This is a genomic window from Achromobacter pulmonis, assembly GCF_002885955.2.
In the GTDB taxonomy this organism is placed as follows: domain Bacteria; phylum Pseudomonadota; class Gammaproteobacteria; order Burkholderiales; family Burkholderiaceae_B; genus Achromobacter; species Achromobacter pulmonis_A.
Genome location: NZ_POQS01000002.1, coordinates 372858 through 398336, shown reverse-complemented (window position 1 = coordinate 398336; position 25479 = coordinate 372858). Strand labels below are relative to the sequence as shown.

Here is a 25479-nt window from a genome sequence, read left to right as displayed (position 1 = left end):
CCGATAAGTTTCCGCGTATTTTCGTTCTATAAACGCATCATTGTATTTTTTATGTATTTATAGAAATGAAAATCGCCTTGCTGGGTTGCGGTGAAGTGGGGTCCTGCTACGCGCAGGCGTGGACCAATGCCGGCCATCGAATGGCCGGCATCTGCGATCTGCGCCAGGACGAGGAAATGACCGCGCGCGCGCGCCGCTATGGCGCCGGACTGCACGCGGCGCCCGGACCCTGGCTGCGCGAGGCCGACATCGTGGTGTCGGCCGTGTACGGCCACGCCGCGCGCGAGGTGGCGCAGCAGAGCTTCCCCCACATGCGCGCCGACGCCGTCTACGCCGACTTCACCACGGCCGGCGCGGCCGACATGCAGGCCGCCGCGGCGGCCGCCGCCGCGCAGGGCATCGATTTCACCGACGTGGCGATCATGGGCGCCATCGCCTTGCTGGCCGAGCGCACGCCCTTGCTGTGCGCCGGCACGGGCGCCGACGCCGTGCTGCGCCTGGCCGAGAGCGGCGGGGCGCCGGCGCGCGCCATCGCCGGCGCGGCGGGCGACGCCGTGCGGCTGAAGCTGCTGCGCAGCATCATGACCAAGGGCATGGAAAGCCTGGCGGTGGAATGCCTGGTAGCGGCCGAATCCATGGGGCTGCGCGCCTCGCTCTACGAAGTGCTGGCGGACATCGACCGCACGCCGCTGACCGCCTTCATGGATTCCTTCATCCGTTCGCACGTGCTGCACGCCGGCCGCCGGCATGCCGAAGTCCGCGAGGCGCGCGAGCAACTGGTCGAGGCCGGGCTGGAACCGCTGGTGCTCGACGGCGTGGAGCGGCTGTTCGCGCGCACCAGCCGCGGCATAGACGCGGCCCGGGCCCAGGGCGATTTCGACGTGCCGGATTCGGTGGACGCGCGCCTGGCCTGGCTGGCGCCGTTGGCGCAGCGGCGTTGAGCGCGCCGCGTGGAACTGCCAGTCAAAAAAAATCAAACCGTGTGAGGAAGACGATGAAACGCTTGAAGAACCTGTTGGCCGCCACGCTCGTGCTGGGCTGCGCCGCCGTGAACGCCGCCGACATGGGCGCGGCGCCCATTACCCTGATCTCCCCGTTTCCGCCCGGCGGCGGCACCGACACGCTGACGCGCATGATGGCCAGCGCGATCGGCCAGGACCGCGGCTGGAACATGGTGGTGGAGAACAAGCCCGGCGCCGGCGGCAACCTGGCGCTGGACGCCACCGCCCGCGCCCGCCCCGACGGCCACACGCTGGTGATGGCCCAGACCGACAACATCGTGCTGAACCCCTGGCTCTACAACAAGCTCAGCTACGACACCTTCAAGGATTTCAGGCCGGTCGGGCCGGTGGCGACTTCGCCCAGCGTGTTCGTGGTGCTGCCCGACTCGCCGTTCAAGACGGTGGCCGACGTGGTCAAGGCGGCGCAGGCCCGCCCCGGCCAGGTTTCGCTGGGCATTCCCGGCATCGGCGGCACCGGCGACCTGACCGGCTATCTGTGGCGCAAGGCCGCGAACATCGAATTGATGCACGTGCCGTACCGCGGCTGGGGCCAGGCGTTCCCGGACCTGGCCAGCGGCCGGATCGACATGTACGTGGGCTCGGTGGCTTCGCTGCTTCCGCAGATCCGCGGCGGCAAGGTGCGCGCGCTGGCCGTGGTCGCCAAGGACCGCGCGCCGGCCTTGCCCGACGTGCCGACGTTCGCGGAGAACGGATTCAAGGGCCTGGACCAGTCGATCTGGTGGGGCCTGATGGCGCCGGCCAAGACGCCGGACGACGTGGTCGCCACGCTGAACCAGGCCCTGCAGGCCGTGCAGTCCAACCCCGAACTGGTGAAGAAGCTGGAAGACGCCGGCTACAGCATCCTCAAGGGCACGCCCGACGACCTGGCGCGCCAGCACCGCGCCGACCACGAGATCTTCGGCAAGGTCGTGCAGGACGCCGGCATTCCCAAGCAGTGACCGCGAGCCATCGCAATTTTCCAGACAGGAGCAAAGATGATCGGTTTTGAGATCCATGCCCGCAAGCGCGCGGTGAGCAGGCAGACCGTGGAGAAGTTCAGCGGCATTCCGGTGGCCAACATCAGCGATTGCATGTCGCGCATGGCGGCGGGCGGCGCGCGCCTGCGGCCCATGCACGACGGCCGTCCGATGGCCGGCCCGGCCCTGACCGTGCGCACCCGGCCCGGCGACAATCTGCTGGTGCACAAGGCGCTGGAGCTGGCCCAGCCGGGCGACGTGATCGTGGTGGACGCGGGCGGCGACCTGACCAACGCGATCATCGGCGAAATCATGACCAGCTATGCGCAGGCGCGCGGCCTCGCCGGCATCGTGATCAACGGCGCCATCCGCGACTGCGGCGCGATACGGCGCGGCTCGTTCCCGGTCTACGCGGCCGGCGTGACGCACCGCGGGCCCTACAAGGACGGGCCGGGCGAGATCAATGGCGTCATCGCGCTGGACGGCATGACGATCGCGCCGGGCGACCTGATCGTCGGAGACGACGACGGCCTGCTGTCGATCCCGTACGAGCAGACCGAGGCGCTTTATCGGGCGGCCTCGTCCAAGCACGAAGTGGAAACCAAGATGCTGGCGGACATCGCCGCCGGCAGGCTGGATACCTCGTGGATCGACGCCAGGCTCAAAGCCCTGGGCTGCACGGAGCGGCAGGCATGAGCGCAGCGCCGCGGCCGAAGGACACGATGCGCGTGGCCCGGCTGGATCTGTGGATCGACCCGGCGTTCGACGCGGACATCGGGCGCGAGCCGGGCCTCGCCCTGCAGGTGCTGCCCGCGCATGGCGACGCCGTCACGGCGGCCGGCTTGGCCGGCGCGCACGCCTACCACGTCAGCGCGGCCAAGGACGAGGTGCCCGCGCGCTGGCAGGTGTCGGAAAGCCTGCTGGCCGCATGCCCGCAGTTGCTGTGCGTGTCCTCCGGCGGCGCCGGCTACGACACGGTGGACGTGGCGGCCTGCACGCGGGCCGGCGTGGCCGTGGTCAACCAGGCCGGCGCGAATGCGGCCTCGGTGGCGGAAATGACCTACGCCTTGCTGCTGGCGCTGGTCAAGCGCCTGCGCGCCTCCCAGGCCGCGCTGCTGGCGGGAACCGCCGCCACGCGCGAGGCGCTGATGGGGCATGAAATCGAAGGCCGGGTGCTGGGCCTGGTGGGCATCGGTGAAATCGGCGCCAGAGTGGCGCGCGCCGCCGCCGGTTTCGGCATGCGCGTCCTCGCTTACGATCCGCTGCTGCCGGCCGGGGAAATCCGACGCCGCGGCGCCGAACCGGCGGACCTGGCGGCGCTGCTCGACGCGGCCGACGTCGTCAGCCTGCACTGTCCGTTGAACGGAGAGACGCGCGGCATGTTCGGGGCCGAGCAGTTCGGGCGGATGAAGCCAGGCGCGCTTTTCATTTCCACCGCGCGCGGCGGCATCCACGACGAAGACGCGCTGCTGGCGGCGCTGCGGGACGGACGGCTGGCGGGCGCCGGCCTGGACGTCTGGAGCCAGGAGCCGCCGCCGCCGGACCACCCGCTGCTGCTGCGTCCCGACGTGGTGGCGACCTATCACACGGGCGGCGTGACGCACGAAGGCCGGCGCAAGGTGGCGCAAGGGTCCGCGGCCCAGATCGCCGCGATGCTGGCGGGCCGCCGCCCGGCGCGGCTGTTGAATCCGGAGGTCTGGCCCAGGTTCCTGGAGCGGCTGGCGCAGCGCCATGCCCCGCATGGCCTTCCGGTATAGTTCGACTACCTTGTTCCGGAGCCTCGCGCCACCATGTCCAGCGCCCGCGATTACGTCTATGGAGAGCTGCGCCGCCGCTTGATGGCGGGCGCTTTCATGCCGGGCGAGCGGCTGCGCGAAGAGCATATCGCGGCCGAGCTTTCCGTCAGCCGCACGCCGGTGCGCAGCGCCATCGAGCGCCTGGTGGCCGACGGCCTGGTCAAGCACGAAGGCCGGCGCGGCGCGGTGGTGCTGGGCTGGCAGGACCGCGACATCGACGAAGCGTTCGAACTACGCATGCTGCTGGAACCGTATTCGGCCAAGGCGGCGGCCGAACGCGCGACCCCTGAACAGATCCTCGAACTGGAGCGCATCAACCAGTGCATGCTGGACGCGGTCAATTCCAACGACCCCGACAGCGTGGCGCGCGTGCAGCACTACAACAACCAGTTCCATCACGCGCTGCTGAACGCCGCGCAATCGGCCCGGGTGCGCTCCATGGTGGAAAGCCTGCTCGATATGCCGATCATCATCGGCTCGTTCTACTTCTACACCAGGGACGACATGCTGCGCAGCGTGGAGCATCACCGCCAGATCATCGCCGCGCTGCGCGCGCGCGACGCGGAGTGCGCCCAGATCGCGGTGCGCTTCCATCTGGCTTCCACGCACCTGCTGTTTCGCAGCCACCGCAAGTCGCGCGCGTAGCCGGGCTACTTCCCGCGCCCATCCGCTTCGGCCAGCGCCTGCTCGATGATGGCGCGGGCCGTCCAGCGCGCGACTTCGGTGACCTCGGGCAGCTCCAGTTTCCAGATGTCCTTCAGCACCAGGAATACCTCGGTGCCGTACACCAGCGACAGCGCCTGGGCCACGCGGTCCTGCTGCGCCGGCGTGAGCCGGCCGGCCAGCGGCGCGATGGCGCGCTTCAGGATGTCGACACGATGGCCGCGCACCAGCCGGGGTTCCGCGCCGGCGCGTCCGGCGCTGGCCTCGGCGTGCTGCTGCAGGGACACCATGATGGCGGCGCGCAGCGGCGCCTCGTGCGATTCCAGCCGCGGATAGGCGAAGCGCAGCAGCTCGTCCACGCGCGTGGACGCGTCGGGCGCGGCCGAGTCCCAGGCCAGGATGGGCCCCAGGCTTTCGTCCACCACCGCGGCGATCAGCGCGCTCTGGCTGGGGAAATAGCGGTAGGCGGTGGCGCGCGAGACCTGGGCGTGCCCGGCCAGTTCGGCCACCGAAGGCGTGATGCCCTGCGCCATTAGGCGCTGGGCCGTGTCCAGCAGGGTTTTGCGCATGCGCGCGCGCGGGCCGTGCGGAGGCTCGCCGCTGGCCGCGGCCTGGGGGCTGGCGGGGGCGATCAGGCGGGCCGCCGCGGCCCCGGCGGGCGCTTTGCGGGCGGGGGATCGGGTTTGACGTGAGACAGGTGTCTCAGTATGATTCTTTCGTCTCATTTCTAGATTCTACAGGCCTCGCGGCCCCACATATCGAGGCGCGCACCGAGTGTAGCCGCCCGCGGAGGAGTCATGACGCATTCGAACCGGCGGGTCTACGTGGCCGCCACTTACGACACCAAGGGCCAGGAAGCCGACTACGTGGTGGCGCTGCTCAAGGGGCAGGGGCTGGACGTGGTGTCGGTGGACGTGTCCACCTCGGGCGCGGCCAGCGCCGCCCAGGTGCAGGCCCAGGAGGTCGCCGCCAGCCACCCGCAGGGGACGGCGGCGGTGTTCACCGGCGACCGCGGCACCGCCATCGCCGCCATGGCGCAGGCCTTCGAACGCTACGCCGCCGGGCGCGCCGATATCGGCGCGATGCTGGGGCTGGGCGGATCGGGCGGCACCGCGCTGATCACGCCGGCCATGCGCGCGCTGCCCATCGGCACCCCCAAGCTGATGGTCTCGACCATGGCGTCGGGCAATGTGGCGCCCTATGTGGGGCCGTCGGACATCGCCATGATGTATTCGGTGACCGACGTCGCGGGGCTGAACCGCATTTCGCGGCGGGTGCTGGGCAATGCCGCAGGCGCCATCGGCGGCGCGTTCCGGCAGGCGGCCAGCGCCGCGCCGGACGATGGCCGGCCCGCGCTGGGCATCACGATGTTCGGCGTGACCACGCCCTGCGTGCAGCAGGTGGTGCCGCTGCTGGAATCGCGCTACGACTGCCTGGTGTTCCATGCCACCGGCACCGGCGGGCAGTCGATGGAAAAGCTGCTCGACAGCCACCTGCTGGCCGGCGTGCTGGACCTGACCACCACCGAAGTCTGCGACCTGCTGTTCGGCGGCGTGCTGGCCTGCACCGAGGACCGCTTCGGCGCCGTGGCCCGCACGGGCGCGCCTTACGTGGGTTCCTGCGGCGCGCTCGACATGGTGAACTTCGGCGCGATGGAGACGGTTCCGGAACGCTACCGGGGACGCAAGTTCTATCCCCACAACCCGCAGGTGACGCTGATGCGCACCACCGTCGAGGAAAACGCGCGCCAGGGCGAGTGGATCGCGGCCAGACTGAACCAGTGCCAGGGGCCGGTGCGCTTCCTGATCCCGGAGGGCGGGGTATCCGCGCTGGACGCGCCGGGGCAGGCGTTCTGGGACCCGCAGGCCGACGCCGCGCTGTTCGGGGCGCTGGAGGCCAATCTCAAGCAGACCGGGCAGCGCCGGCTGGTGCGCGTGCCTTGCCACATCAACGATCCGCTGTTCGCCAAGACGGCGGTCGAACACTATCTTGAAATCGCTACACACTGAGGATTGCCGCCATGCCGCGTTTTGACCGCAACGAGCTACTGGACAAGTTCCGCGCCATGGTGCGCGCGCGCACGCCCATCGTGGGCGGCGGCGCGGGCACCGGCCTGTCGGCCAAGTGCGAGGAAGCGGGCGGCATCGACCTGATCGTGATCTACAACTCGGGCCGCTACCGCATGGCGGGCCGCGGCTCGCTGGCCGGCCTGCTGGCCTACGGCAACGCCAACGAGATCGTGGTGGAGATGGGGCGCGAAGTCCTGCCGGTGGTCAAAAAGACGCCGGTGCTGGCCGGCGTGAACGGCACCGATCCGTTCTGCGATTTCGACCTGTTCCTCGACGACCTCAAGCGCCAGGGCTTCGCCGGCGTGCAGAATTTTCCCACCGTGGGCCTGATCGACGGCAATTTCCGCGCCAACCTGGAAGAGACCGGCATGGGCTACGCGCTGGAAGTGGACATGATTCGCCTGGCGCACAAGAAGGGCATGCTGACCACGCCCTATGTGTTCAATGAAGACGACGCCGTGGCGATGACGCGCGCGGGGGCCGACATCATCGTGGCCCACATGGGCCTGACCACCGGCGGCTCGATCGGCGCGGAAACGGCCCTGACGCTGGACGACTGCGTGGCGGCCATCGACCGCATCGCCGCCGCCGCGCTGGCCGTGCGCCCGGACGTCATCGTGCTGTGCCATGGCGGCCCCATCGCCACGCCCGCCGACGCCCTGCACGTGCTGCGCGCCTGCAAGCACTGCCACGGCTTCTACGGCGCCAGTTCCATGGAGCGCCTGCCCACCGAACAGGCCCTGACCGCCGCCACGCGCGAGTTCAAGAACCTGACTTTCTGATCCCGTCACCACACAGGGCCGCGCGCCCGCAGGAGTCCGTATGCCGCACACCGTGCACGTCAGCGCCATCATCCATGCGCCGCTTCAGAAGGTCTGGGCCAGCTTCCGCGACTTCAACGGCCTGGCCGCCTGGCATCCCGGCATCGCCGAAAGCCGCCTGGAAGAGGGCGGCCGCCACGACGCCGTGGGCAGCGTGCGGTACCTGACGCTCAAGCCCTCGGGTTTCGTGCGCGAGCAATTGCTGATGCTGGACGATCCCGGCACGGCGCTGCGCTATTCCATCATCGAGACCGACCTGCCCATGCGCGACTACGTCGCCGGCGTGTCGCTGCATCCCGTCACCGAAGGCGGCCAGACGCTGGTGCAGTGGTGGGCCGATTTCCGCGTCGAAGGCGCGGAACTGAGCGACGTGGCCAAGGCCGTGGGCCAGGGCGTGTTCGCCGCGGGCCTGGCGGCCCTGGACGAGAAGCTGCGCGCGGCCAAGTAAGGAGTGCGGGCGGTCACCCCACCCGCCTGCACCCCGCCGGCAGCTCCGCCGTGCGCAGATAATCCCGGATCGCCCCGATCAATCCCTCGGCGGCCGGGCTCAACGGATATTCCTTGGGCCGGATGATGCAGACCGTGCGCATCACCGTGGGCCGCGCCAGCAGCGCGTAGGCCAGCCCCGGCTCCAGCACGCGCTGGGCGGCCAGCGCGGGCAATAGCGCCACGCCCAGCCCGGCCTTGACCAGCGCGGCCTGCGAAGTGGTGCTGGACGCCTCGTAGAACGGCGCGGCCGCTTCGATCGGCAGGTCGGCGCGGGCGCGCAGCAAGGCCATGATGCCGGTCTCGTCGACCACGCCCACCAGCTTGCGCGGCGCCAGGTCGGACCAGCGCATCGTGCCGCCGCGGCCGGGGCGCAGCGCCGGGTCGTCCTCGCGGTACAGCACGCCGAAACGGTCTTCCAGCACGGCGTCGAAATGCAGCCCGGGCGCGTCGGCCCAGCGGCTGGTCAGGCCGAAATCGACTTCGCGCGCCGCGACCTTGCGCTGGATGCGGCCGGAGTTGTCGTCGCTCAGGTACAGGCGCACGCCGGGATGCCGGGCGCAGAACGCGGCGGACGCCGGCGCGATGATCTGAGTAATGGCCGACGGCGCGGCCGCCACGCCCACGCGTCCGCGCTCCAGCGCGCCGAAGCGCACCACGTCCTCGATCACCCCGTCGAAATCCGCCAGCAGCCGCATCACGCCGGGCAGGAAGGCCTCGCCCGCCGCCGTGAGCAGCACGCGCCGGCTGGTGCGCGCGAACAGCTGCGTGGCGAGCGCTTCCTCCAGCTGCTGCACCAGGCCGGTGACCGAGGACTGGGTCTGGAACAGGCGCTTGGCGGCATGCGTGAAGCTGGATTCCTGCGCCACCGCGACGAAGGCGGTCAGGTGCTTGAGCGTGACGTGCTTGGGCAGGCGATTCATTTCAAATCACGATAGATGGATCAATAAAAACAATTTTCCCAGATTGATCCGTGCGCCGATACTAGGCCTTTTCACCTCCCGGCAGGATAGGCAATGCGGCAGCACACTCTGGACCTCATCATCGAAGGCGGCTGGGTCATCGACGGGCTGGGCGGCCCGCGGCGCCGGGCCGACGTGGGCGTGTCGGGCGACCGCATCGCCGCGATCGGAGACCTGGCGCAGGCCGCCGCGGCGCGGCGCGTGGACGCCCGCGGCAAGATCGTGGCGCCCGGATTCATCGATGTGCACGGCCATGACGACCTGATGTTCGTGGAGCGGCCCGGCCTGGAATGGAAGACCAGCCAGGGCATCACCACGGTGGTGGTGGGCAATTGCGGCGTCAGCGGCGCGCCCGCGCCGCTGCCCGGCAATACCGCGGCGGCGCTGGCGCTGCTGGGCGAGACGCCGCTGTTCGCCGACATGGACGCCTATTTCGGCGAACTGCGCGCGCAGCAGCCCATGATCAACGTGGCGGCCCTGGTGGGGCACGCCAACCTGCGCCTGGCCGCCATGCGCGATCCGGCGGCCCAGCCGACGGCCGAGGAACAGCAGGCCATGGAGCGCATGCTGGAGGCCGCCCTGGAAGCGGGCGCGGTGGGATTCAGCACCGGGCTGGCGTACCAGCCGGGCGGCGCCGCGCAGCCGCCGGAGCTGGAAGGGCTGGCCCGGGTGGCGGCCGCGCGCGGCGCCATGCACACCAGCCATATCCGCAACGAGGGCGACGAGGTCGAGGCCGCGGTCGAAGAGGTGCTGTCAGTGGGCCGCAGCACCGGCTGCGCCACCGTGCTCTCGCACCACAAGTGCATGCTGCCGCGCAACTGGGGCAAGAGCCGCGCGACGCTGGCCAATATCGACCGCGCGCGCGCCGAGGGCGTGGACGTGGCGCTGGACATCTACCCGTATCCGGGCAGCTCCACCATCCTGATTCCGGAGCGCGCCGACCTCATCGACGACATCCGCATTACCTGGTCGACCCCGCATCCCGAATGCGGCGGGCGCTACCTGAGCGACATCGCGGCGCAATGGGGCTGCGACAAGACCACGGCGGCGCGCCGCCTGTGCCCGGCTGGCGCGATCTACTTCGCCATGGACGAAGCCGAGGTGCAGCGCATTTTCCGGCACGAGCGCTGCATGGTCGGCTCCGACGGCCTGCCCAACGACGCGCATCCGCACCCGCGCCTGTGGGGCAGCTTCACGCGGGTGCTGGGCCGCTACGTGCGCGAGGCCCGGCTGCTGACGCTGGAGGAGGCGGTCGCCAAGATGACCGCCTTGCCGGCGCGCGTGTTCGGCCTGACCGGGCGCGGCCAGCTCACGGAGGGCGCCTGGGCCGACATCGTGGTGTTCGACGCCGACACCGTCGAGGACCGCGCCACCTGGGAGGCGCCGACGCTGGCCTCGGCCGGCGTCGAGCAGGTGCTGGTCAACGGCCGCCAGGTCCATCCGCCGCTGGCCGGGCAGCCGCGCCCCGGCCGCATCCTGCGGCGCGAGGCGATGGCGCAGCCCGCGGCCGATTCCCACCGATAACGACATCCACCATCCTTCACAGGAGACAAGCATCATGTTGCGCAAGACCTGCATCGCCCTGGCGCTGGCCGCCGTGCTGCCCGCCGCCCAGGCGGCCTTTCCCGACCGTCCCATCACCCTGATCGTGCCGTTCCCGGCGGGCGGGCCCACCGATATCGTCGGCCGGCTGGCGGCGGCCAAGGCGGGCGAGATCCTCGGCCAGCAGGTCGTGGTCGAGAACCGCACGGGCGCCTCCGGCACCATAGGCATGACGGCCACGGCGCGCGCCAAACCCGACGGCTACACCGTGGGGCTTGCCACCGTCAGCACGCACGGCACCGCGCCGCACCTGTTTCCCAAGCTGGCCTACGACCCGGTCAAGGATTTCACGCCCATCAGCAACCTGGTCACCAGCCCCAATATCCTCAGCGTGAACCCGGAATATCCGGCCCGCACACTGGCCGACTTCGTGGCGCACGTGCGCGCCAATCCCGGCAAGGACGGCTACGCCAACGCGGGCGCCGGCGGGGTCAACGACCTGGGCATGATCTGGTTCCTGCAGCTCATCGGCGGCAAGATGAACAGCATCTCGTACCGCGGCTCGGCGCCGGCGCTGACCGACACCGTGGGCGGCGTGGTGCCGGTGATCTTCGACAATTTCCCGTCCTCGCTGCCGTACCTGAAGAGCAACCACCTGCGCGCGCTGGCCATCACGGGCACGCAGCGCAATCCGCGCCTGCCGGACGTGCCGACTTTCGCGGAGCAGGGCTACAAGGACTACGACGTGACCGCCTGGTACGGCGTGGTGGGGCCGGCCGGCATGCCCGACGAGGTGCGCGACAAGCTGGCGCAGGCGTTCGCCCAGGCGGTGCGCGATCCGGCGACGGCGGCCAAGATGGAAGAGACCGGCGCGTTCCCGCTGGGCAACACGCCGGCCGAGTTCGGCGCGCAGATCCGCACCGAGCGCGACCGCTGGAAGACGGTGATCGAGCGCGCGCAGATCAAGCTGCAGTAAGCCCGGCCGTTCAGTACACGTCGCGGCGGTAGCGGCCGTCGTGCTGCATGGCCTGCAGGCGCGCCGCGCCCAGGATGTCCTGCAAGGCGGCGTCCACGCCGCCGGCCATGCCCTGCAGGCTGCCGCAGACGTAGACCGCCGCGCCGGCATCGATCCAGGCGCGCACCGCGTCGGCCTGTTCGCGCAGCAGGTGCTGCACGTAGCGGCGCTGCGGCTGGTCGCGCGAGAACACCGCGTCCACGCGCTCCAGCGTGCCGTCTCCGCGCCAGGCGTCGATCTCTACGCGGCAGAACCAGTCGTGCGCGGCGTTGCGCTCTCCGAACACCAGCCAGTTGCGCCGCCGGCCCGCGGCGCGGCGCGCCTTGATCAGCGCGCGCAGCCCGGCCAGACCGGTGCCGTTGCCCACCAGCAGCAGCGGGCGGTCGTCGGCCGGCGCATGGAAATTGCGGTTGGCGCGCACGCGCAGATCGATGGCATCGCCCGGCTGGGCGATGTGGGTCAGCCAGCCGCTGCCCAGGCCCAGCGCGCCATCGGCGCCGCGCATCTGGCGCACCAGCAGCTGGATCGAGCCGTCCTCGGGCAGCGAGGCGATCGAGTATTCGCGGTGCGCCAGCAGCGGGCCGCCGGTTTCGCGGCGCGGGCCGATCTCGGCGATGTCGCCCGCCTGCCAGTCGGGCGCGACGCCGGGCGGCGGGGTCAGCGTCAGCAGATAGCAGGGGCCGCCCTGGCTGCCTGGATTGAGGTGGCGGCGCTCGGCCAGGCGCCAGGATTCGTAGACCGGCGCCTGCCAGTCGGGCAGGTCGCTGCGGCCGGCCAGCAGGCCCAGGTGGTGCTGCCAGTGCCGCAGGGCGGCCGGATCGCCGTTGTCGACTTCGACCAGGTCGAACAGCGGCGTCGCGCCCTGCGCGTGCAGCCACTCGTCCAGGCGATGGCCGAAGCCGCAGAAGTGCGCGTACTCGCTGTCGCCCAGCGCCAGCACCGCGTACTGCGAGCCGGCCAGCGCCGGCGCGGCCTGCTGCATGCGCTGGGCGAAGGCCGCGGCGGCGTCGGGCGGATCGCCTTCGCCATAGGTGCTGGCCACGAACAGCATGCGGCGATATTCGGCCAGACGCCTGCCGTCCAGCTGTTCCAGCGCGGCCACGCGCACCGCCAGGCCGCCGGCGCGCAGCGATTGCGCGGTCTGTTCGGCCAGGATCTCGGCGTAGCCGGTCTGCGTCGCGTAGGCGACCAGCAAGGTGTCGTCGGGGACCGGCGCGTCCAGGGCCTGTCGGGCCAGCGCCTGCTGCACGCGGTGGAGGCGGGCGCGGCGCCAGGCCCAGGCGCACAAGAGCAGCCAGGCCCCCACCACGCACGCCGCCGCGATCAACCGGGTTGCTGCCATGGCGTCAACGCAGACCGGCCAGCGCCTGGAACGCGGGGGTGGCCACGACGCGCCAGGCGTCGCGCGCGCGCAGGATGAACAGGGCCGCCAGGTCGTGGTGGCGGGCGTAGGCCAGGCCGTCGGCCTCGCCCAGCACGGTCAGCGCCGTGGCGTAGGCGTCGGCCTGCATGCAGCCGGCATGCAGCACCGTGACCGAGGCCAGGTTGTTGCGCACCGGCTGGCCGCTGCGCGGATCGATGGTGTGGGCGTAGCGCTGGTCGCCGCTGCCGGCGTGGCGGCGGTAGTCGCCCGAGGTGGCGATGCTGCGGTCCGTGAGCGGCAGCGCCAGCGCATGGCCGTCGCTGGCGTCGGGCACTTCGATGGCGACGCGCCAGGGCTGGCCGTCGGGCCGCGCGCCCCGGGCGCGCAGTTCGCCGCCGACTTCGACCAGGTATTGGGTGACGCCCAGGGCGTCGAGCGCGAGCGCGGCGCGGTCCACGCCGTAGCCCTTGGCGATGGAGGACAGGTCCAGGTAGGCGCCGCCCGGCTGCAGCGCCGCGCGGCGTTCGGCGTCGAGCTGCACGCGGCGCCAGCCGCAGCGGGCGCGCGCGGCCTCGATGGCGCCGGGCGAGGGCGGTTCGAAGGCGCGCTGGTGCGGCCCAAAACCCCAGGCGTTGACCAGCGGCCCGACGGTGGGATCGTAGGCGCCGCCGCTGTCCTCGGCCAGCGCCAGCGCGTGGCTCAGCACATGGAAGAACCCGGCCGGCAGCGCCTGCCAGCCCGGCTGCGCCCGGTTGTAGCGCGTGATGTCGGTGTCGGCTTCCCAGGTGCTCATCTGGGCCACCACGTCGTCCAGCGCGCCCTGGATGGCCTGGCGCGCGGCCGCTTCGGTGCGCCCGGCCGGCAGCGCCATGCGCGCCGACCAGGTCGTGCCCATGGTGGCGCCGGCCAGCGCCGCCGGGCGCGCCGGCATGGCGCCGTAGGCGACGCTTACGGCCGCGGCCGGCGCGCCGCGCGGGGCGTAGGAAGAAGAGGCCATGCGCCGGCTGACCGTCAGGGTTGCAGCACTTCGACCGTGCCGGCGTAGGACAGGCGGCGCTTCTTGGCCTGCTCCACGGTGACCTTGGCGTCTTCCATGCCGGCTTCGATCCAGTACAGGCCGGGCTGCGGCCACTTCACCGTGAACTTGCCGTCCTTGTCGGTCTTGAGCTCGATTTCGCCGACCTTGTCGCGATAGCGGCTGCCGCCGGGCACGACATTGACTTGCAGTTCCGCCGCGGGCTTGCCGTCGAGCAGCATCTGGAAGGTGGCGGGCTCGTCGGTGAACAGGTCGTTCGGGTGCGTCACGGGCGCCAGTTCCAGGCCGCGGCCGACCGGCTTGACGGCCGACGGCTTGCCGGCGGTGACGAAGGTTTCGACGCGGCCCACGCTCTGGGAGATCTCCAGGCCGTCGGCCTTGGCCGGCACCGCCTGCGCCAGGCCTTCCGGCTTGCCGAAGTAGCGCTTGTTCTTGCCGTCTTCCTTCCAGCGCGCGAACACGCCGTCGTTGACCACGGCCACGCGGTAGGTGCCGCTTTGCTTGAGCTGCAGGTCGAAGGTGCTGCGCAGCTTGCCGCGGTTGAGGTTCTCGGCCTCGGCCGGCTTGCCGTCGGGCGCGGTCACGGCCAGGCCGTCCAGGCGCAGCGGCGCGTGGTTGAAATAGAACTTGTCGTTGCCGACGGCGGCGTCGACCGTGACCCAGCTGTCGGTGCCCGACAGCACCGTCGAGGACGGCACCATCCAGACGTCATGGGCCTGGGCGGCGAAGGGCAGGCACAGGGCCAGGGCGGCGGCCAGTTTGGCGGTGGATTTCATCGTTGCGCTCCTAATCAGGGTTTCAGGTCGAGCGCGACGGCGCCCAGTTCGTGTTCGCCGCGGGCGGTCAGCTGCTCGGCCTTCTGCGGCGGCCATTGGAAGGGGATGCGCAGCAGCTCGCGGCCGCCGACTTCGCGCGCTGCCTCGACCACCACGGCGTACTGGCCGGGCTTGAGCTGCGCCAGCGGCTTGCTGGCGGCGTCGAAGCTGAGCGCGTGCTTGCCGACGGGCTTGGTCGCGCCGCTCACGCCGTCCACCGGAAACTGCTGGTTGCGGCCGCTGCGGCGCCACCACTGGCGCATGTCCTTGAGCCATTCGGTGCCTTCGTTGTTCTTCTTGGCCACGTCGTACCAGACGGCCAGGTCGGTGGCCACGCTCTGGTCGGGATTCTCGATCCAGATCGCCACGTAGGGGCGGTGGTATTCGGCGACGTCGAGGCGCGGCACCTCGATGGACAGGCCGATGTCGGCCGCTTGGGCCGTTCGGGCGATCAGGCCGGCCAGCAGGGCCGACAGCAACAGCTTGCGCATGGAAGTCTCCAGGGGCGGATCAATGGATGAATAGCAGGGCCAGCACGACCGGGATCACCACGCCCAGCCCTACCATCGGCCAGGTCGCGCTGCGGTTGCCGGCGTGCATCTTCAGCAGCACCAGCCCGGTCAGCGAAAACACCAGACAGGCCACGGCGAAGATGTCGAGGAACCAGCTCCAGGCCAGGCCGGTGTTGCGGCCCTTGTGCAAATCGTTCAGGTAGGAGATCCAGCCGCGGTCGGTGCGTTCGTACTCGACCTCGCCGCTGGCCAGGTCGATGGACAGCCAGGCGTCGCCGCCGGCGCGCGGCAGCGACAGATAGATTTCATCGGCGGACCACTCGGCCTGGCGGCCCGCCGCGCCGGCGTCGAGCGTGTCGTCCAGCCAGCGCGCCACGGCGGCCGGCAGCGGCGCCTTGTTGCGGTCCAGCGCGGGGGGAGGGGACAGTTGCGCCAGTTCGGCGGGAGGAAGCTGGACGTGGCGGCTGGTGACGACCGGCTTGGCCTCGATGTGCGAGGCGTTGTTCAGCGTGAGGCCGGTGATGGCGAACAGCAGCATTCCGAGCAGACACAGCGCCGAGCTGATCCAGTGCCATTGGTGCAGGGTCTTGAGCCAGTAGGCGCGGCGGCGGGGAGTGGTTGGGCTGTCCATGGGGTTTCGGATGAAAGCCCGCGGATTCTAACACTTAATGAGAATGACTCTTATAAGTGCCACGCGCGCGACCGCAAGAGGATTTCAATCGGTTTCGCCGCCGCGTGGCGCCCGGAGGGCTGCGGCGATAAGATAGGCCACCCTTGGCAAACCCCCGGAGGTCGTCATGCTCGAACGGCAAGTCGCAGATCACATCGGTCGTCATTGGGGATGGGTGGCGCTGCGCGGAGTCGTCGCCATCCTGTTCGGCCTCATGGCCATGTTCATGCCCGCCATCACGCTGTCGGCCCTGGTGCTGGTGTGGGGCGCCTTCGCGCTGGCCGACGGCGTGCTGGCGCTGGTGGCCGGCGTGCGCATCCGGGACAACGGCAAGCCGCTGTGGGCGCTCATCGTGGTGGGCCTGCTGGGCGTGGCGGCCGGCATCGTCACGTTCCTGTGGCCGGGCCTGACGGCGCTGGTCCTGCTCTACATCATTGCGCTGTGGGCGCTGGTGTCGGGCGTGTTCCAGCTGGTCGCGGCGGTCCGGTTCCGCAAGGAGATCCGCAACGAATGGCTGCTCGGCCTGTCCGGCCTGGTGTCGGTGCTGTTCGGCGCCATGCTGGTCATGCAGCCCGGCGCGGGCGCGCTGGCGCTGGTGTGGGTGATCGGCATCTACGCCGTGTTTTTCGGCATACTGCTGCTGGTTTTTTCCCTGCGCCTGCGACAGCACAAGGCGCCCTGATCCGATGTCCGCATACCAGACCCTGATTCCCCTCAATTTCCTGGCAGTGGGCCTGGGCGCCATGTTCGGCGCCTGGGCGCGCTGGCTGATCGGCCTGTGGCTGAACGTCGAGTCCTGGCCCTGGGGAACCATGGCGGTGAACCTGGCGGGCGGCTACCTGGTGGGGCTGGCGCTGGCGCTGGTGGCCGCGCATCCCGAATGGCCGGCCTGGATACGCCTGGGCGCGATCACGGGTTTCATGGGCGGGCTGACCACGTTTTCCACGTTCTCGGCCGAAACCGTGGCCATGCTGGAACGCGGCGCCTACGGCGGCGCGCTGGGCTACGCCGGGGCCAGCCTGGCCGGTTCGCTGCTGCTGACCGCGGCCGGGCTGGCCAGCGCCAGCCTGTTCCGCTAGGCGGCCGCTTCGGCGCTTGCGCGGGCCAGCACGCTGGCGGCCTGCAGGCCGCTGCGCACCGCGCCTTCCAGCACGCCGGGATAGCCGGTGTCGGTCCAGTCGCCGGCCAGCGCCAGCGTGGGCCAGGGTGTGGTGTTCAGCGGACGGGTCAGGCCCGGCACGGCCGCGAAGGTCGCGCGTTTTTCGATGAACAGTTCCGCCGCCGTCACTTCGGGCATGGCGGACATGCGCGCCGGATGGCTGGCGGCCTGCTCGGCCACCTGGTCGATCAGCGCCTCGATGGCCTGGCGCCGGTTGCGCTCGGCGATGCCGACCGCATTGCTGGCCACCACGGCCAGCTCGCCCGCGCGGGTGTCGCCGGCCAGTTGCGCGCGGTCGAACAGCCATTGCCCGACGTGGCCGCGGGCGGCTTCCTCGCGCAGCATCATCATGGGCTCGGGCAGGCGCCAGGGCTCGGCGAGCCGGAGGTTGAGCGTGGCGATGGGCAGGTAGTCGAAAGCCTTGAGCGCGTTCAACAGGCCGGCGGCGCCGGCCTCGCGCAGCGGCGCGTCCAGCAGGCGGGCCGCGAACGTGGGCGGCACGGCCAGCACCGCGGCGTCGAAGCGTTCCTGGTTGACGTCGATGCCGTCGTCCGACGGGCGCAGCTGGCGCACCGTGCTGCCGTAGCGCATGGTCACCTGGCGCGCGGCGGCGTCGGGCCACAGCGCCGACAGGTCGGTGCAGGGCATCAGCATGTCGCTGTCTTCGCGGCGGCCGGCCAGGCTGTCGCGCAGCACCCGCGCGAACAGCGCGGCGCTGGCCGCGGCCGGCGGCGTGTTGAGCGCGGCCAGGCACAGCGGCTCCCAGAGCTGGCCGATGAGCGCGTCGGACTGCGCGTGGTAATGCAGCAGCTGCTGCACGGTCCAGTCGCGCGGCGGCGTCCAGGACATGGCCTTGAGCCCGCGCATCAGGCGCAGCATCGCCAGCCGGTCGGCCCAGGACAGGCCGCGCGCGCCCAGGATGGCCACGGCCATGTGCAGCGGCGCCGGCAGGCGCGGGGCCGCCAGGCGGAAGCGCCCGTCCAGGCTGGCCAGCCGCAGCGGGCGGCGCATCAGCAGCGCGTCCGGGTTGCGGCCCACGCGCCGCATCAGCGCCAGCGTCTGCCTGTAGGCGCCGCAGAGCAGGTGCTGGCCGTTGTCCAGCGGCGCGTCGAATTCGGTGTGGAAGACGCGCCGGGCGCGCCCGCCCGGCGTATGGCCGGCTTCGAATACCGTGACCTTGGCGCCCGCCTCGCGCAGGGCGACGCTGGCCGCCAGCCCGGCCCAGCCCGCGCCGATGACCGCGGCCTTCACCGCGCCAGCCGGCGGACGAGTCCGCGTCCGCCGCCCACCCAGGTTTTCCAGGCCAGCCACAGCTTGCGCAGCGGCGTGAGCGAAATGCGCTGGTGCAGCACCTGCCAGTCGTCGCGCTCGATCTCGTCGAGCAGCGCGTGGTAGATGGCGGCCATCATGAGGCCGGGCCGCTGCGAGCGGCGGTCGGCCTCGGGCAGGTTGCTCATCGCTTCGCGGTACAGGCCGCGGGCGCGCTCGGCCTGGAACTTCATCAGCGCGCTGAAGCGTTCGGAATATTCGCCGTTGAGGATGTCCGAGGCCTTGACCTCGAACTGCTGCATGTCGTTGACCGGCAGGTAGATGCGGCCGCGGCGGGCGTCGTCGCCCACGTCGCGGATGATGTTGGTCATCTGGAACGCCAGGCCGAGCTTTTCCGCGTACACCAGGGTCTTGGGATCGGAGTAGCCGAAGATGCCGGCGGACAGTTCGCCCACCACGCCGGCGGCGTGCCAACAGTATTTGCGCAGCCCGGGCCAGTCCAGGTAGCGGGTCTGGTCCAGGTCCATTTCCATGCCGTCGATCACGGCCAGCAGGCGCTCCCGCGTGATGGCGCAGCTTTCCAGGTGCGGCTGCAGCGCGCGGGTGACGGGATGGTCGGGCTTGCCGTCGTACATCTGGTCGACCTGGGTGCGCCACCAGGCCAGCTTGACGCGCGCCAGCGAGGGATCGGTGCATTCGTCCACCACGTCGTCGACTTCGCGGCAATAGGCGTACAGGGCCGTGATGGCGCGCCGCCGCTCGGGCGGCAGGAACAGGAAGGCGTAGTAGAAGCTGGAGCCGCTTTTGGCGGCTTTTTCCTGGCAATATTCGTCAGGGGTCATATCAGGTAATTGCGCGCCACAACATGATGGCCCAGTCTTTGGCGCCCAATTCGGGGCGATTCATGAATACATCGTAGCCGCCCGCCTCGATACGCTCCAGCACGCGCAGCCCGCCTTGCACCACCAGGCGCAGCTCCAGGCCCATGCGGCCCGGCAGGCGGCGCGCCAGCGGAGCGCCGAAGTGTAGCAGCGCGCGGGCGCGTTCGACTTCGAAGGCCATCAGGTCGCGCCACGCGGGCGTCAGCCGGCAGGCGGCCAGGTCCTCGTCGGTGACGCCGTGGCGGCGCAGGTCTTCCTGGGGCAGGTAGACGCGCTGCTTGCGCCAGTCCACCCGCACGTCCTGCCAGAAATTCACCAGCTGCAGGCCGGTGCAGATCGCGTCGGCCTCTTCGACGTTGTTGGGATTGGTGGCTTCGAACAGGTGCAGCATGAGCCGGCCCACGGGGTTGGCCGAGCGCGTACAGTAGTCGGCCAGCGCGGCGTAGGTTTCGTAGCGCTTGACGCCGATGTCCTGCTCGAAGGCCGACAGCAGGTCGAAAAACGGCGTGATCGGCAGCTGGTGGCGGGCGATGGTGGCCGCCAGCGGCACGAAGATGCCGGCCAGCTCGGGCGAGCCGGGCTCGGGCGTGGCGCCCGGCTCGGCGCCGATGCGGTGCAGTTCGGCGCGGAAGGCCGCCAGCTGGCGCAGCCGTTCCTCGTCGGTGGCGCTGCCTTCGTCGGCGATGTCGTCCGCGGCGCGGGCGAACCGGTAGATATCGGTCACGGCGCCGCGCAGCCTGCGCGGCAGCAGCAGCGAGGCGACGGGAAAGTTTTCGTAGTGATCGATGGGCATAAAGCGGATGGGCGATGACGGCCCCGCGGGAGCCGGGACCGGATCATTTTAAGGTGTACGCGCCCGCGCGGCGGCGCCATGCCGCCGGGGGCAAGGATCAGTTAGACTTAAGCGCCACAGGATTGCACACCATGCCGCGCCCAATTTCAGCCACCGTCTCCGTTTCCGCCCTCGCGCACAATCTGGCCGCCGTGCGCCGCCATCTCGACCTGACCGCCGCCGCCGCGTCCGGGCAGGCGCCCTCGATCTGGGCCGTCATCAAGGCCAACGCCTACGGCCACGGCATCGAGCAGGCGGTGGCCGGATTCTCCAAGGCGCAGGGCCTGGCGATGCTGGACCTGGACGAAGCCGTGCGCTGCCGCGAGGCGGGCTGGGGCGGGCCGATACTGCTGCTCGAAGGTTTCTTCGATCCGGCCGACCTGGACGTGGTCGACCGCTACCACCTGAGCGCTACGGTGCACAACCGCGAGCAACTCGACATGCTGGCGCGCGCGCGCCTGTCGCGCCGCGTGGACATCATGCTCAAGCTCAACAGCGGCATGAACCGCCTGGGATTCAGCCCGGCGGCCTATGCCGCGGCGCACGAACGCGCCCTGCTGCTGCAGCGGCAGGGCACGCTGGGCTCGGTGGGCAAGATGACCCACTTCGCCTGCGCCGACGGCCCGCAGGGCGTGAACGAACAACTGGGAATCTTCAATTCGGTGACGCATAAGCTGCCGGGCGCGATCAGCGTCTGCAATTCGGCGGCCACGCTGCGTTTCGCCGAGATCGCGGTCGGTTCGGAATCGCAGGCGCACTGGGTGCGCCCCGGCATCTGCCTGTACGGCGCCTCGCCGTTCGCCGACGCCGACGCGGCGTCGTTCGGCCTGAAGCCGGCCATGTCGCTGCGCTCGGAAATTATCGCGGTGCAGGAACTCAAGGCCGGCGATTCGGTCGGCTACGGCGCGATTTTCCGCGCCGAGCGCGCGATGCGCATCGGCATCGTGGCCTGCGGCTACGCCGACGGCTATCCGCGCCACGCCGCCACCGGCACGCCGGTGGTCGTGGCCGGCATCCGCACCCAGCTCGTGGGCCGGGTCTCCATGGACATGCTGATGGTCGACCTGGACCCGGTTCCCGCCGCCGGCGTGGGCACGCCGGTGTCGCTGTGGGGCGAGGAAGGCCCGTCGGTCGACGAGGTCGCCCAGGCCGCGGGCACCATCGGCTACGAGCTGCTGTGCGCCCTGGCGCCGCGCGTGCCGGTCACCCGGGACGCCTGACCAGGCCGTCCGGCGTGCAAGAATTGCTACGCAATTTACAAGACAGGTAACGCCGGATGGTGTCTACTTGAAAGACCGGGCGCTCAGGCGCCCGTTTTTTCCTAGGGAACCTCTGAACAAGTCCAACGAACCTGTCAGAATATAAGTTATTGAAAACAGTCCGATCCGAGTGAACCCGATGAGCCAGTTGAGTTTTTCCGAAGCCGAGTACGTTGGCAAACGCAAGAAAACGCGCCGTGAGAAGTTTCTGGCCAAGATGGAGCGTGCGGTGCCGTGGAAGCTCTTTGCCGATCTGGTCGATCCGCATTACCCCAAACCGGGCATCGGTCGTCCACCGTATCCGCTGGAAACGATGCTGCGCATCTACTTCATGCAACTGTGGTTTTCGCTGTCGGACCCGGCCATGGAAGAGACGCTGTACGACAGCTTTTCGATGCGCCAGTTTGCCAAACTGCCTGGAGGTCGTGTGCCGGACGAGACCACCATTTTGAACTTCCGTCATCTGCTCGAGCAGCACAACATTGCCGACCAAGCGCTTGAGGCGGTCAACCTGCTGTTGCAGGATCAAGGCATTCAGGTGCGCAAAGGCACCATTGTGGACGCCACAATTATCGATGCACCCAGCTCGACCAAGAACGCCAGCGGCACGCGGGACCCCGAGATGCATCAGACCAAAAAGGGAAACCAGTGGCACTTTGGGATGAAGGCCCACATTGGGGTTGATCTTCACAGCGGGCTGGTCCACACGGTGGTGGGCACCGCTGCCAATGAGCATGATGTTACTCAGGCGGCTGCGTTGCTGCATGGTGAAGAAACGTTGGCTTTTGGCGATGCCGGTTATCAAGGCGTAGACAAACGACCCGAGCACCAAGGGCGTGACGTAACCTGGCACATTGCCATGCGCCCCGGCAAACGGCGCGCCTTGGGTAACAGCGCAATTGATCGTTTGACGCAAAACATTGAGCGGGCCAAATCCAGTCTTCGAGCCAAGGTTGAGCATCCGTTTCGTGTCATCAAATGCCAATTCGGGTTTCGTAAAGTCAGATTCCGTGGACTGGCCAAGAACACTGCGCATTTGAAAATGTTGTTTACGCTGTCCAATATCTGGATGGCACGCCGCCCGTTGACGGCGGTGGCAGGGTAAGTGCGCCCAAAAAGCGCCAACAGGCCCGAAAACGGGCCTGATCGGGGTGCAAACAACCCGAAAGTGGCGATGATTTGAGCAGTTTTTAACCATTTTTGAATACTTTGGTCATGAGGTCGATTTTTGGATGTTTGAAATCGAGTTCTTCAGACCTTCCCTAGAAAACTGAAGCGAGGTTTGGATCCATGAAGGACAAATGCGTGCTCATCACGGGCGCTACCAAAGGCATCGGCTGGGCCCTTACCCAGCGGCTGTCCGACATGGGCTGCCATGTGGTCGGGATCGCGCGCAACACCACCGACGTGGATTTTCCCGGCTATCTCTACGCCTGCGACCTGGCCGACGCCGGCCGCACCGAGGAAGTGCTGCGCGAGATCCGCGAGAAATTCCCGGTCGACGCCGTGGTCAACAACGTCGGCATCGTGCTGCCGCAGCCGCTGGGCGAAATCGACCTGGCCACCCTGTACAACGTGCTGGACCTGAACGTGCGCGTGGCGGTGCAGGTCACCCAGGCTTTCATCGAATCCATGAAAGTGCGCCGCGCCGGGCGCATCGTCAACGTGGTCAGCCGCGCCGTCCACGGCGGCGTCGACCGCAGCGCCTATTCGGCCGCCAAGAGCGCGCTGGTGGGCTGTACCCGCAGCTGGGCGCTGGAGCTGGCCGAGTACGGCGTCACCGTCAACGCGGTGGCGCCCGGCCCGATCGAAACCGAAATGTTCCGCGCCACGCGGCCGGCCGGCAGCGACGCCGAAAAGCGCGCCCTGGCCTCGGTGCCCATGAAGCGCCTGGGCACGCCCGCCGAAGTGGCGGCCGCCATCGCCTTCCTGCTGTCGGACGACGCGGGCTTCATCACCGGCCAGGTGCTGGGGGTGGACGGCGGCGGCAGCCTGGCCGGGCGTTCCTGAGCCGCCGGCTCAGCCGCGCACCGCGCTGCGGAAAGCGGCCGCCAGGGCCGTGAGCGCATCGTGCGCGCGGCCGTCCCGGACCCGCGTATGCAATAGCACCGGCAGCTGCGGCAGCGCGGGCAGCCCCAGCCTGGGGCCCGCGTCCACCGCGCCGAACGGCAGCATGCGCGGCGCCAGCGCCGCCACGCCCAATCCCGCCATGACGGCGGCCGTCACCGCCATCACGCCGCCGCCGACGAACACTTCGGTCCAGGGGATGCCGGCGGCGTCCAGCAGTTCGCCGGCCAAGGCGCGCACGCCGCAGGGCTGCGCCATCGTGGCCAGCGGCAGCGGCTCGCCCGCCCGGTGCTGCCAGCCCGGCGCGGCGAACCAGCCGAATTTCTCCTTCGCGATGAGCTTGCCGTCGCTGCGCCCGGCGTGCAGCCGGACGATCGCCGTGTCCAGTTCGCGGCGGTCGTAGCTCTGCAGCAGATCGGCCGACGAGGCGATCCGGATTTCGATCAGCAGCTGCGGGTCCTGCGCGTTCATGCGCGCGATCAGCGAGGGCAGTTCAGGGCCGGCGACGTGGTCGCTGATGCCGATGGCCAGGCGCTGGCGGGTCGCGGCCACCGCCGACAGCGCGCGGTCGTGCGCGGCCAGGAGTTCGCGGGCGTGCTCCAGGAAGCCCGCGCCGCGCGCGGACAGCTCCACATAGCGCGGCGTGCGTTCGAGCAGGCGGAAACCCAGCCGGTCTTCGAGCCGCTTCAGCTTCAGGCTGACCGCGGCCTGCGTGGCGCCCACCGCCTCGGCGGCCAGGGTGAAGCTGCCGAGTTCGGCGATGCGCACGAAGGCCTTGACGGCATCCAGGTCCAGGGCTCTGTCGGTCATTTCAAATACTTATCAATGATATATGGGCAAATAGCGTATCAGAATAGATAACATGAAGCGGCACAACTTGGAGAACCGCCATGCCGCTAGTCCATATTTCATTGCGCACGGGCAAGCCCGAAGCCTACCGCCAGGCGATTTTCGACGGCGTCTATCAGGCGCTGCGCGAAACCTACGACGTTCCCGACGACGACCAGTTCATGGCCATGACAGAACACGACGCCGCCAATTTCCGCTATGGCGCGACCTACCTGGGCGTGGACCGCAGCGATGACGTGGTGTTCATCCAGATCACGGCAAGCAACACGCGCAGCGCGCAGCAGAAGAAAGCGCTGTTCGCGCGGATTGCCGGACGGCTGGCCGCCAGCCCCGGCATGCGCGCCGACGACGTATTCGTGAGCCTGGTGGAAGTGGCCAAGGAGAACTGGTCGCTGGGCCGCGGCCTGGCGCAATACGCCTGAGGCCCGGGCTTCACGCGCCCAGCGCGCCGGCTTCGATGCGCAGCGCTTCCAGAAAGCGCTGCAGCGCAGGCGCCGCCTCGACCTCGGCGCGCTGCACCACGCCGACCGGCGGCAGGGTCCAGTCGGGACGGAACTTCAAGATGGCCAGCACGCCCAGCGCGGCGTAGTGCTGCGCCACCGCGCGCGGCATGGCCGACAGCACGTCGCTGGTGCGCAGCAGCACCTCGTTGGCCAGCAGCGAAACCGACTCGGCCATGGGCGCGCGCAGCGTCAGCCCGTGTTGGGCGAAGTAGGCGTCGATGCGCTGGCGCAGCGGCGCTTGGGGCGGCGGCAGCAACCAGTCCTGCCGAGCCAGCGCGGCGGCGGTGATGCGGCTGGATTTCGCCAGCGGGTGGCCGACGCGCGCCACCACGCATATGGGCTCCTCGTACAGCACTTCGGTGCGGAAGATGGGCTGCGTCGCATCCAGCATGAGACGGCCCAGCACGCAGTCGAACTCGCCGCGCGCCAGGCCCGCCAGCAGTGTGTCGTGCGCCTCTTCCTGCAGCATGACGGTGACGCCGGCGTGCTCGGCGTGCAGGCGCTGCACGGCGCGCGGCACCAGCACCGGCAGCGCCACCTGCTGCACGCCGACGCGGATGCGCCCGCTGGCGCCCACGGCCAGCGCCGCCATTTCATTGCGCGCGCCGGACAGGTCGGACCAGAGCACGTCGGCCTTGCGCGCCAGCGCGTGGCCGAAGCCGGTGGGCACGATGCCGCGGCGCGTGCGCTGGAACAGCGGCACGCCGAACATGTCCTCCAGTTCCAGCAATTGCTTGCTGGCGGCCGGCTGCGTCATGCCGAGTTCGGCCGCCGCCTTGTGCACGCTGCGCAGCGCGTACAGCGCGCGCAGCAGCTCCAGGTGGCGCATGCGCAGGCGTCCGCCGATGTGGCGCAGCTCGGGAATGCGGGGCGGGGAGGGCATGGTTTCGTGTAATTCCTGTTGGTTATCACAGCATTCTAATAATTGATTA

Annotated in this window: 28 protein-coding genes; 16 read left to right on the top strand and 12 right to left on the bottom strand. The window is 69.7% G+C overall.

All coding sequences use genetic code 11. The annotated features are described in order from the left end of the window. The first annotated feature begins 65 nt into the window (after window positions 1-65). Genes C1I89_RS07890 through C1I89_RS07870 form a run of 5 tightly spaced genes read left to right on the top strand, consistent with a single transcriptional unit; the run spans window position 66 to window position 4419 of the window. Entirely contained in the window at window positions 66-941 is an 876-nt protein-coding gene (locus tag C1I89_RS07890; RefSeq protein ID WP_102772227.1) for an NAD(P)-dependent oxidoreductase, read from the top strand. Between the two features lie 53 nt (window positions 942-994). Beyond that, window positions 995-1960: a Bug family tripartite tricarboxylate transporter substrate binding protein gene (locus C1I89_RS07885; RefSeq protein ID WP_102772226.1), complete on the top strand. Its 966-nt coding sequence runs from the start codon at window positions 995-997 to the stop codon at window positions 1958-1960. A gap of 36 nt (window positions 1961-1996) precedes the next feature. Next, on the top strand, window positions 1997-2674 hold the full coding sequence (locus C1I89_RS07880; RefSeq protein ID WP_102772225.1) for an RraA family protein: 678 nt from the start codon (window positions 1997-1999) through the stop codon (window positions 2672-2674). After that, window positions 2671-3735 (top strand): NAD(P)-dependent oxidoreductase, encoded by a 1065-nt coding sequence (locus tag C1I89_RS07875; RefSeq protein ID WP_102772224.1) that lies wholly within the window; start codon window positions 2671-2673, stop codon window positions 3733-3735. The genes C1I89_RS07880 and C1I89_RS07875 overlap by 4 nt, the downstream gene beginning before the upstream one ends. A gap of 33 nt (window positions 3736-3768) precedes the next feature. Continuing rightward, window positions 3769-4419: a GntR family transcriptional regulator gene (locus C1I89_RS07870; protein ID WP_102772223.1), complete on the top strand. Its 651-nt coding sequence runs from the start codon at window positions 3769-3771 to the stop codon at window positions 4417-4419. Between the two features lie 5 nt (window positions 4420-4424). Here the strand turns inward: C1I89_RS07870 and C1I89_RS07865 are convergent, their stop codons facing one another. Further along, a complete protein-coding gene (locus C1I89_RS07865; RefSeq protein ID WP_102772830.1) occupies window positions 4425-5072 on the bottom strand; it encodes a TetR/AcrR family transcriptional regulator in 648 nt (215 codons plus the stop codon). A gap of 162 nt (window positions 5073-5234) precedes the next feature. On the opposite strand from C1I89_RS07865, the gene C1I89_RS07860 reads away from it, so the two are divergent. From C1I89_RS07860 to C1I89_RS07850, 3 genes are read left to right on the top strand one after another with little or no spacing between them, the layout of a single operon-like run. Further along, the gene (locus tag C1I89_RS07860; RefSeq protein WP_102772222.1) at window positions 5235-6446 is read left to right on the top strand and encodes a Tm-1-like ATP-binding domain-containing protein; all 1212 of its coding nucleotides are present in this window, start codon (window positions 5235-5237) and stop codon (window positions 6444-6446) included. Window positions 6447-6457: 11 nt separating this feature from the next. Then, complete coding sequence (locus tag C1I89_RS07855; RefSeq protein ID WP_102772221.1) at window positions 6458-7288, top strand: phosphoenolpyruvate hydrolase family protein; 831 nt, start codon at window positions 6458-6460, stop codon at window positions 7286-7288. A 40-nt stretch (window positions 7289-7328) separates the two neighbouring features. After that, window positions 7329-7775 (top strand): SRPBCC family protein, encoded by a 447-nt coding sequence (locus C1I89_RS07850; protein WP_102772220.1) that lies wholly within the window; start codon window positions 7329-7331, stop codon window positions 7773-7775. A 13-nt stretch (window positions 7776-7788) separates the two neighbouring features. On the opposite strand, the gene C1I89_RS07845 is transcribed toward C1I89_RS07850, so the two are convergent. Further along, the gene (locus tag C1I89_RS07845) at window positions 7789-8736 is read right to left on the bottom strand and encodes a LysR family transcriptional regulator (RefSeq protein WP_102772219.1); all 948 of its coding nucleotides are present in this window, start codon (window positions 8734-8736) and stop codon (window positions 7789-7791) included. Between the two features lie 93 nt (window positions 8737-8829). Here C1I89_RS07845 and C1I89_RS07840 point away from each other — a divergent pair, with 93 nt between their 5' ends. Then, window positions 8830-10299: an N-acyl-D-amino-acid deacylase family protein gene (locus tag C1I89_RS07840; protein ID WP_102772218.1), complete on the top strand. Its 1470-nt coding sequence runs from the start codon at window positions 8830-8832 to the stop codon at window positions 10297-10299. Between the two features lie 34 nt (window positions 10300-10333). Then, window positions 10334-11293, top strand: coding sequence for a tripartite tricarboxylate transporter substrate binding protein BugE (locus C1I89_RS07835; RefSeq protein WP_168202099.1), 960 nt, complete (start codon window positions 10334-10336; stop codon window positions 11291-11293). 10 nt (window positions 11294-11303) lie between these two features. Here the strand turns inward: C1I89_RS07835 and C1I89_RS07830 are convergent, their stop codons facing one another. From C1I89_RS07830 to C1I89_RS07810, 5 genes are read right to left on the bottom strand one after another with little or no spacing between them, the layout of a single operon-like run. Continuing rightward, the gene (locus tag C1I89_RS07830; RefSeq protein ID WP_102772217.1) at window positions 11304-12674 is read right to left on the bottom strand and encodes a sulfite reductase subunit alpha; all 1371 of its coding nucleotides are present in this window, start codon (window positions 12672-12674) and stop codon (window positions 11304-11306) included. Window positions 12675-12678: 4 nt separating this feature from the next. Next, a complete protein-coding gene (locus C1I89_RS07825; RefSeq protein ID WP_102772216.1) occupies window positions 12679-13692 on the bottom strand; it encodes an FAD:protein FMN transferase in 1014 nt (337 codons plus the stop codon). 14 nt (window positions 13693-13706) lie between these two features. Beyond that, entirely contained in the window at window positions 13707-14507 is an 801-nt protein-coding gene (locus C1I89_RS07820) for a DUF4198 domain-containing protein (RefSeq protein WP_102772215.1), read from the bottom strand. A 14-nt stretch (window positions 14508-14521) separates the two neighbouring features. After that, window positions 14522-15037, bottom strand: coding sequence for a DUF2271 domain-containing protein (locus C1I89_RS07815; RefSeq protein ID WP_102772214.1), 516 nt, complete (start codon window positions 15035-15037; stop codon window positions 14522-14524). Between the two features lie 19 nt (window positions 15038-15056). Continuing rightward, a complete protein-coding gene (locus C1I89_RS07810; protein WP_102772213.1) occupies window positions 15057-15689 on the bottom strand; it encodes a PepSY-associated TM helix domain-containing protein in 633 nt (210 codons plus the stop codon). A 166-nt stretch (window positions 15690-15855) separates the two neighbouring features. Between C1I89_RS07810 and C1I89_RS07805 the strand changes: the two genes are divergently transcribed. After that, entirely contained in the window at window positions 15856-16410 is a 555-nt protein-coding gene (locus C1I89_RS07805; protein ID WP_102772212.1) for an HdeD family acid-resistance protein, read from the top strand. A 4-nt stretch (window positions 16411-16414) separates the two neighbouring features. Further along, on the top strand, window positions 16415-16807 hold the full coding sequence (gene crcB / locus C1I89_RS07800; protein ID WP_102772211.1) for a fluoride efflux transporter CrcB: 393 nt from the start codon (window positions 16415-16417) through the stop codon (window positions 16805-16807). On the opposite strand, the gene hpnE is transcribed toward crcB, so the two are convergent. From hpnE to hpnC, 3 genes are read right to left on the bottom strand one after another with little or no spacing between them, the layout of a single operon-like run. After that, on the bottom strand, window positions 16804-18138 hold the full coding sequence (hpnE, locus tag C1I89_RS07795; RefSeq protein WP_102772210.1) for a hydroxysqualene dehydroxylase HpnE: 1335 nt from the start codon (window positions 18136-18138) through the stop codon (window positions 16804-16806). The genes crcB and hpnE overlap by 4 nt on opposite strands. Beyond that, the gene (gene hpnD, locus C1I89_RS07790; RefSeq protein ID WP_102772209.1) at window positions 18135-18998 is read right to left on the bottom strand and encodes a presqualene diphosphate synthase HpnD; all 864 of its coding nucleotides are present in this window, start codon (window positions 18996-18998) and stop codon (window positions 18135-18137) included. Before hpnD ends, hpnE begins: the two co-directional genes overlap by 4 nt. A gap of 1 nt (window position 18999) precedes the next feature. Next, entirely contained in the window at window positions 19000-19830 is an 831-nt protein-coding gene (gene hpnC, locus C1I89_RS07785; protein WP_102772208.1) for a squalene synthase HpnC, read from the bottom strand. A 131-nt stretch (window positions 19831-19961) separates the two neighbouring features. On the opposite strand from hpnC, the gene alr reads away from it, so the two are divergent. From alr to C1I89_RS07770, 3 genes are all read left to right on the top strand, one after another. Next, complete coding sequence (alr, locus tag C1I89_RS07780; RefSeq protein WP_102772207.1) at window positions 19962-21089, top strand: alanine racemase; 1128 nt, start codon at window positions 19962-19964, stop codon at window positions 21087-21089. A gap of 178 nt (window positions 21090-21267) precedes the next feature. Continuing rightward, window positions 21268-22233 (top strand): IS5 family transposase, encoded by a 966-nt coding sequence (locus tag C1I89_RS07775; RefSeq protein ID WP_102770808.1) that lies wholly within the window; start codon window positions 21268-21270, stop codon window positions 22231-22233. 185 nt (window positions 22234-22418) lie between these two features. Continuing rightward, window positions 22419-23138: an SDR family oxidoreductase gene (locus C1I89_RS07770; RefSeq protein ID WP_102772206.1), complete on the top strand. Its 720-nt coding sequence runs from the start codon at window positions 22419-22421 to the stop codon at window positions 23136-23138. 9 nt (window positions 23139-23147) lie between these two features. Here the strand turns inward: C1I89_RS07770 and C1I89_RS07765 are convergent, their stop codons facing one another. Then, on the bottom strand, window positions 23148-24005 hold the full coding sequence (locus C1I89_RS07765) for a LysR substrate-binding domain-containing protein (protein ID WP_102772205.1): 858 nt from the start codon (window positions 24003-24005) through the stop codon (window positions 23148-23150). A gap of 80 nt (window positions 24006-24085) precedes the next feature. Here C1I89_RS07765 and C1I89_RS07760 point away from each other — a divergent pair, with 80 nt between their 5' ends. After that, the gene (locus C1I89_RS07760; protein WP_102772204.1) at window positions 24086-24466 is read left to right on the top strand and encodes a tautomerase family protein; all 381 of its coding nucleotides are present in this window, start codon (window positions 24086-24088) and stop codon (window positions 24464-24466) included. A 10-nt stretch (window positions 24467-24476) separates the two neighbouring features. Here C1I89_RS07760 and C1I89_RS07755 read toward each other — a convergent pair whose 3' ends face one another. Continuing rightward, the gene (locus tag C1I89_RS07755; protein ID WP_102772203.1) at window positions 24477-25430 is read right to left on the bottom strand and encodes a LysR substrate-binding domain-containing protein; all 954 of its coding nucleotides are present in this window, start codon (window positions 25428-25430) and stop codon (window positions 24477-24479) included. Between the last annotated feature and the right edge of the window lie 49 nt (window positions 25431-25479).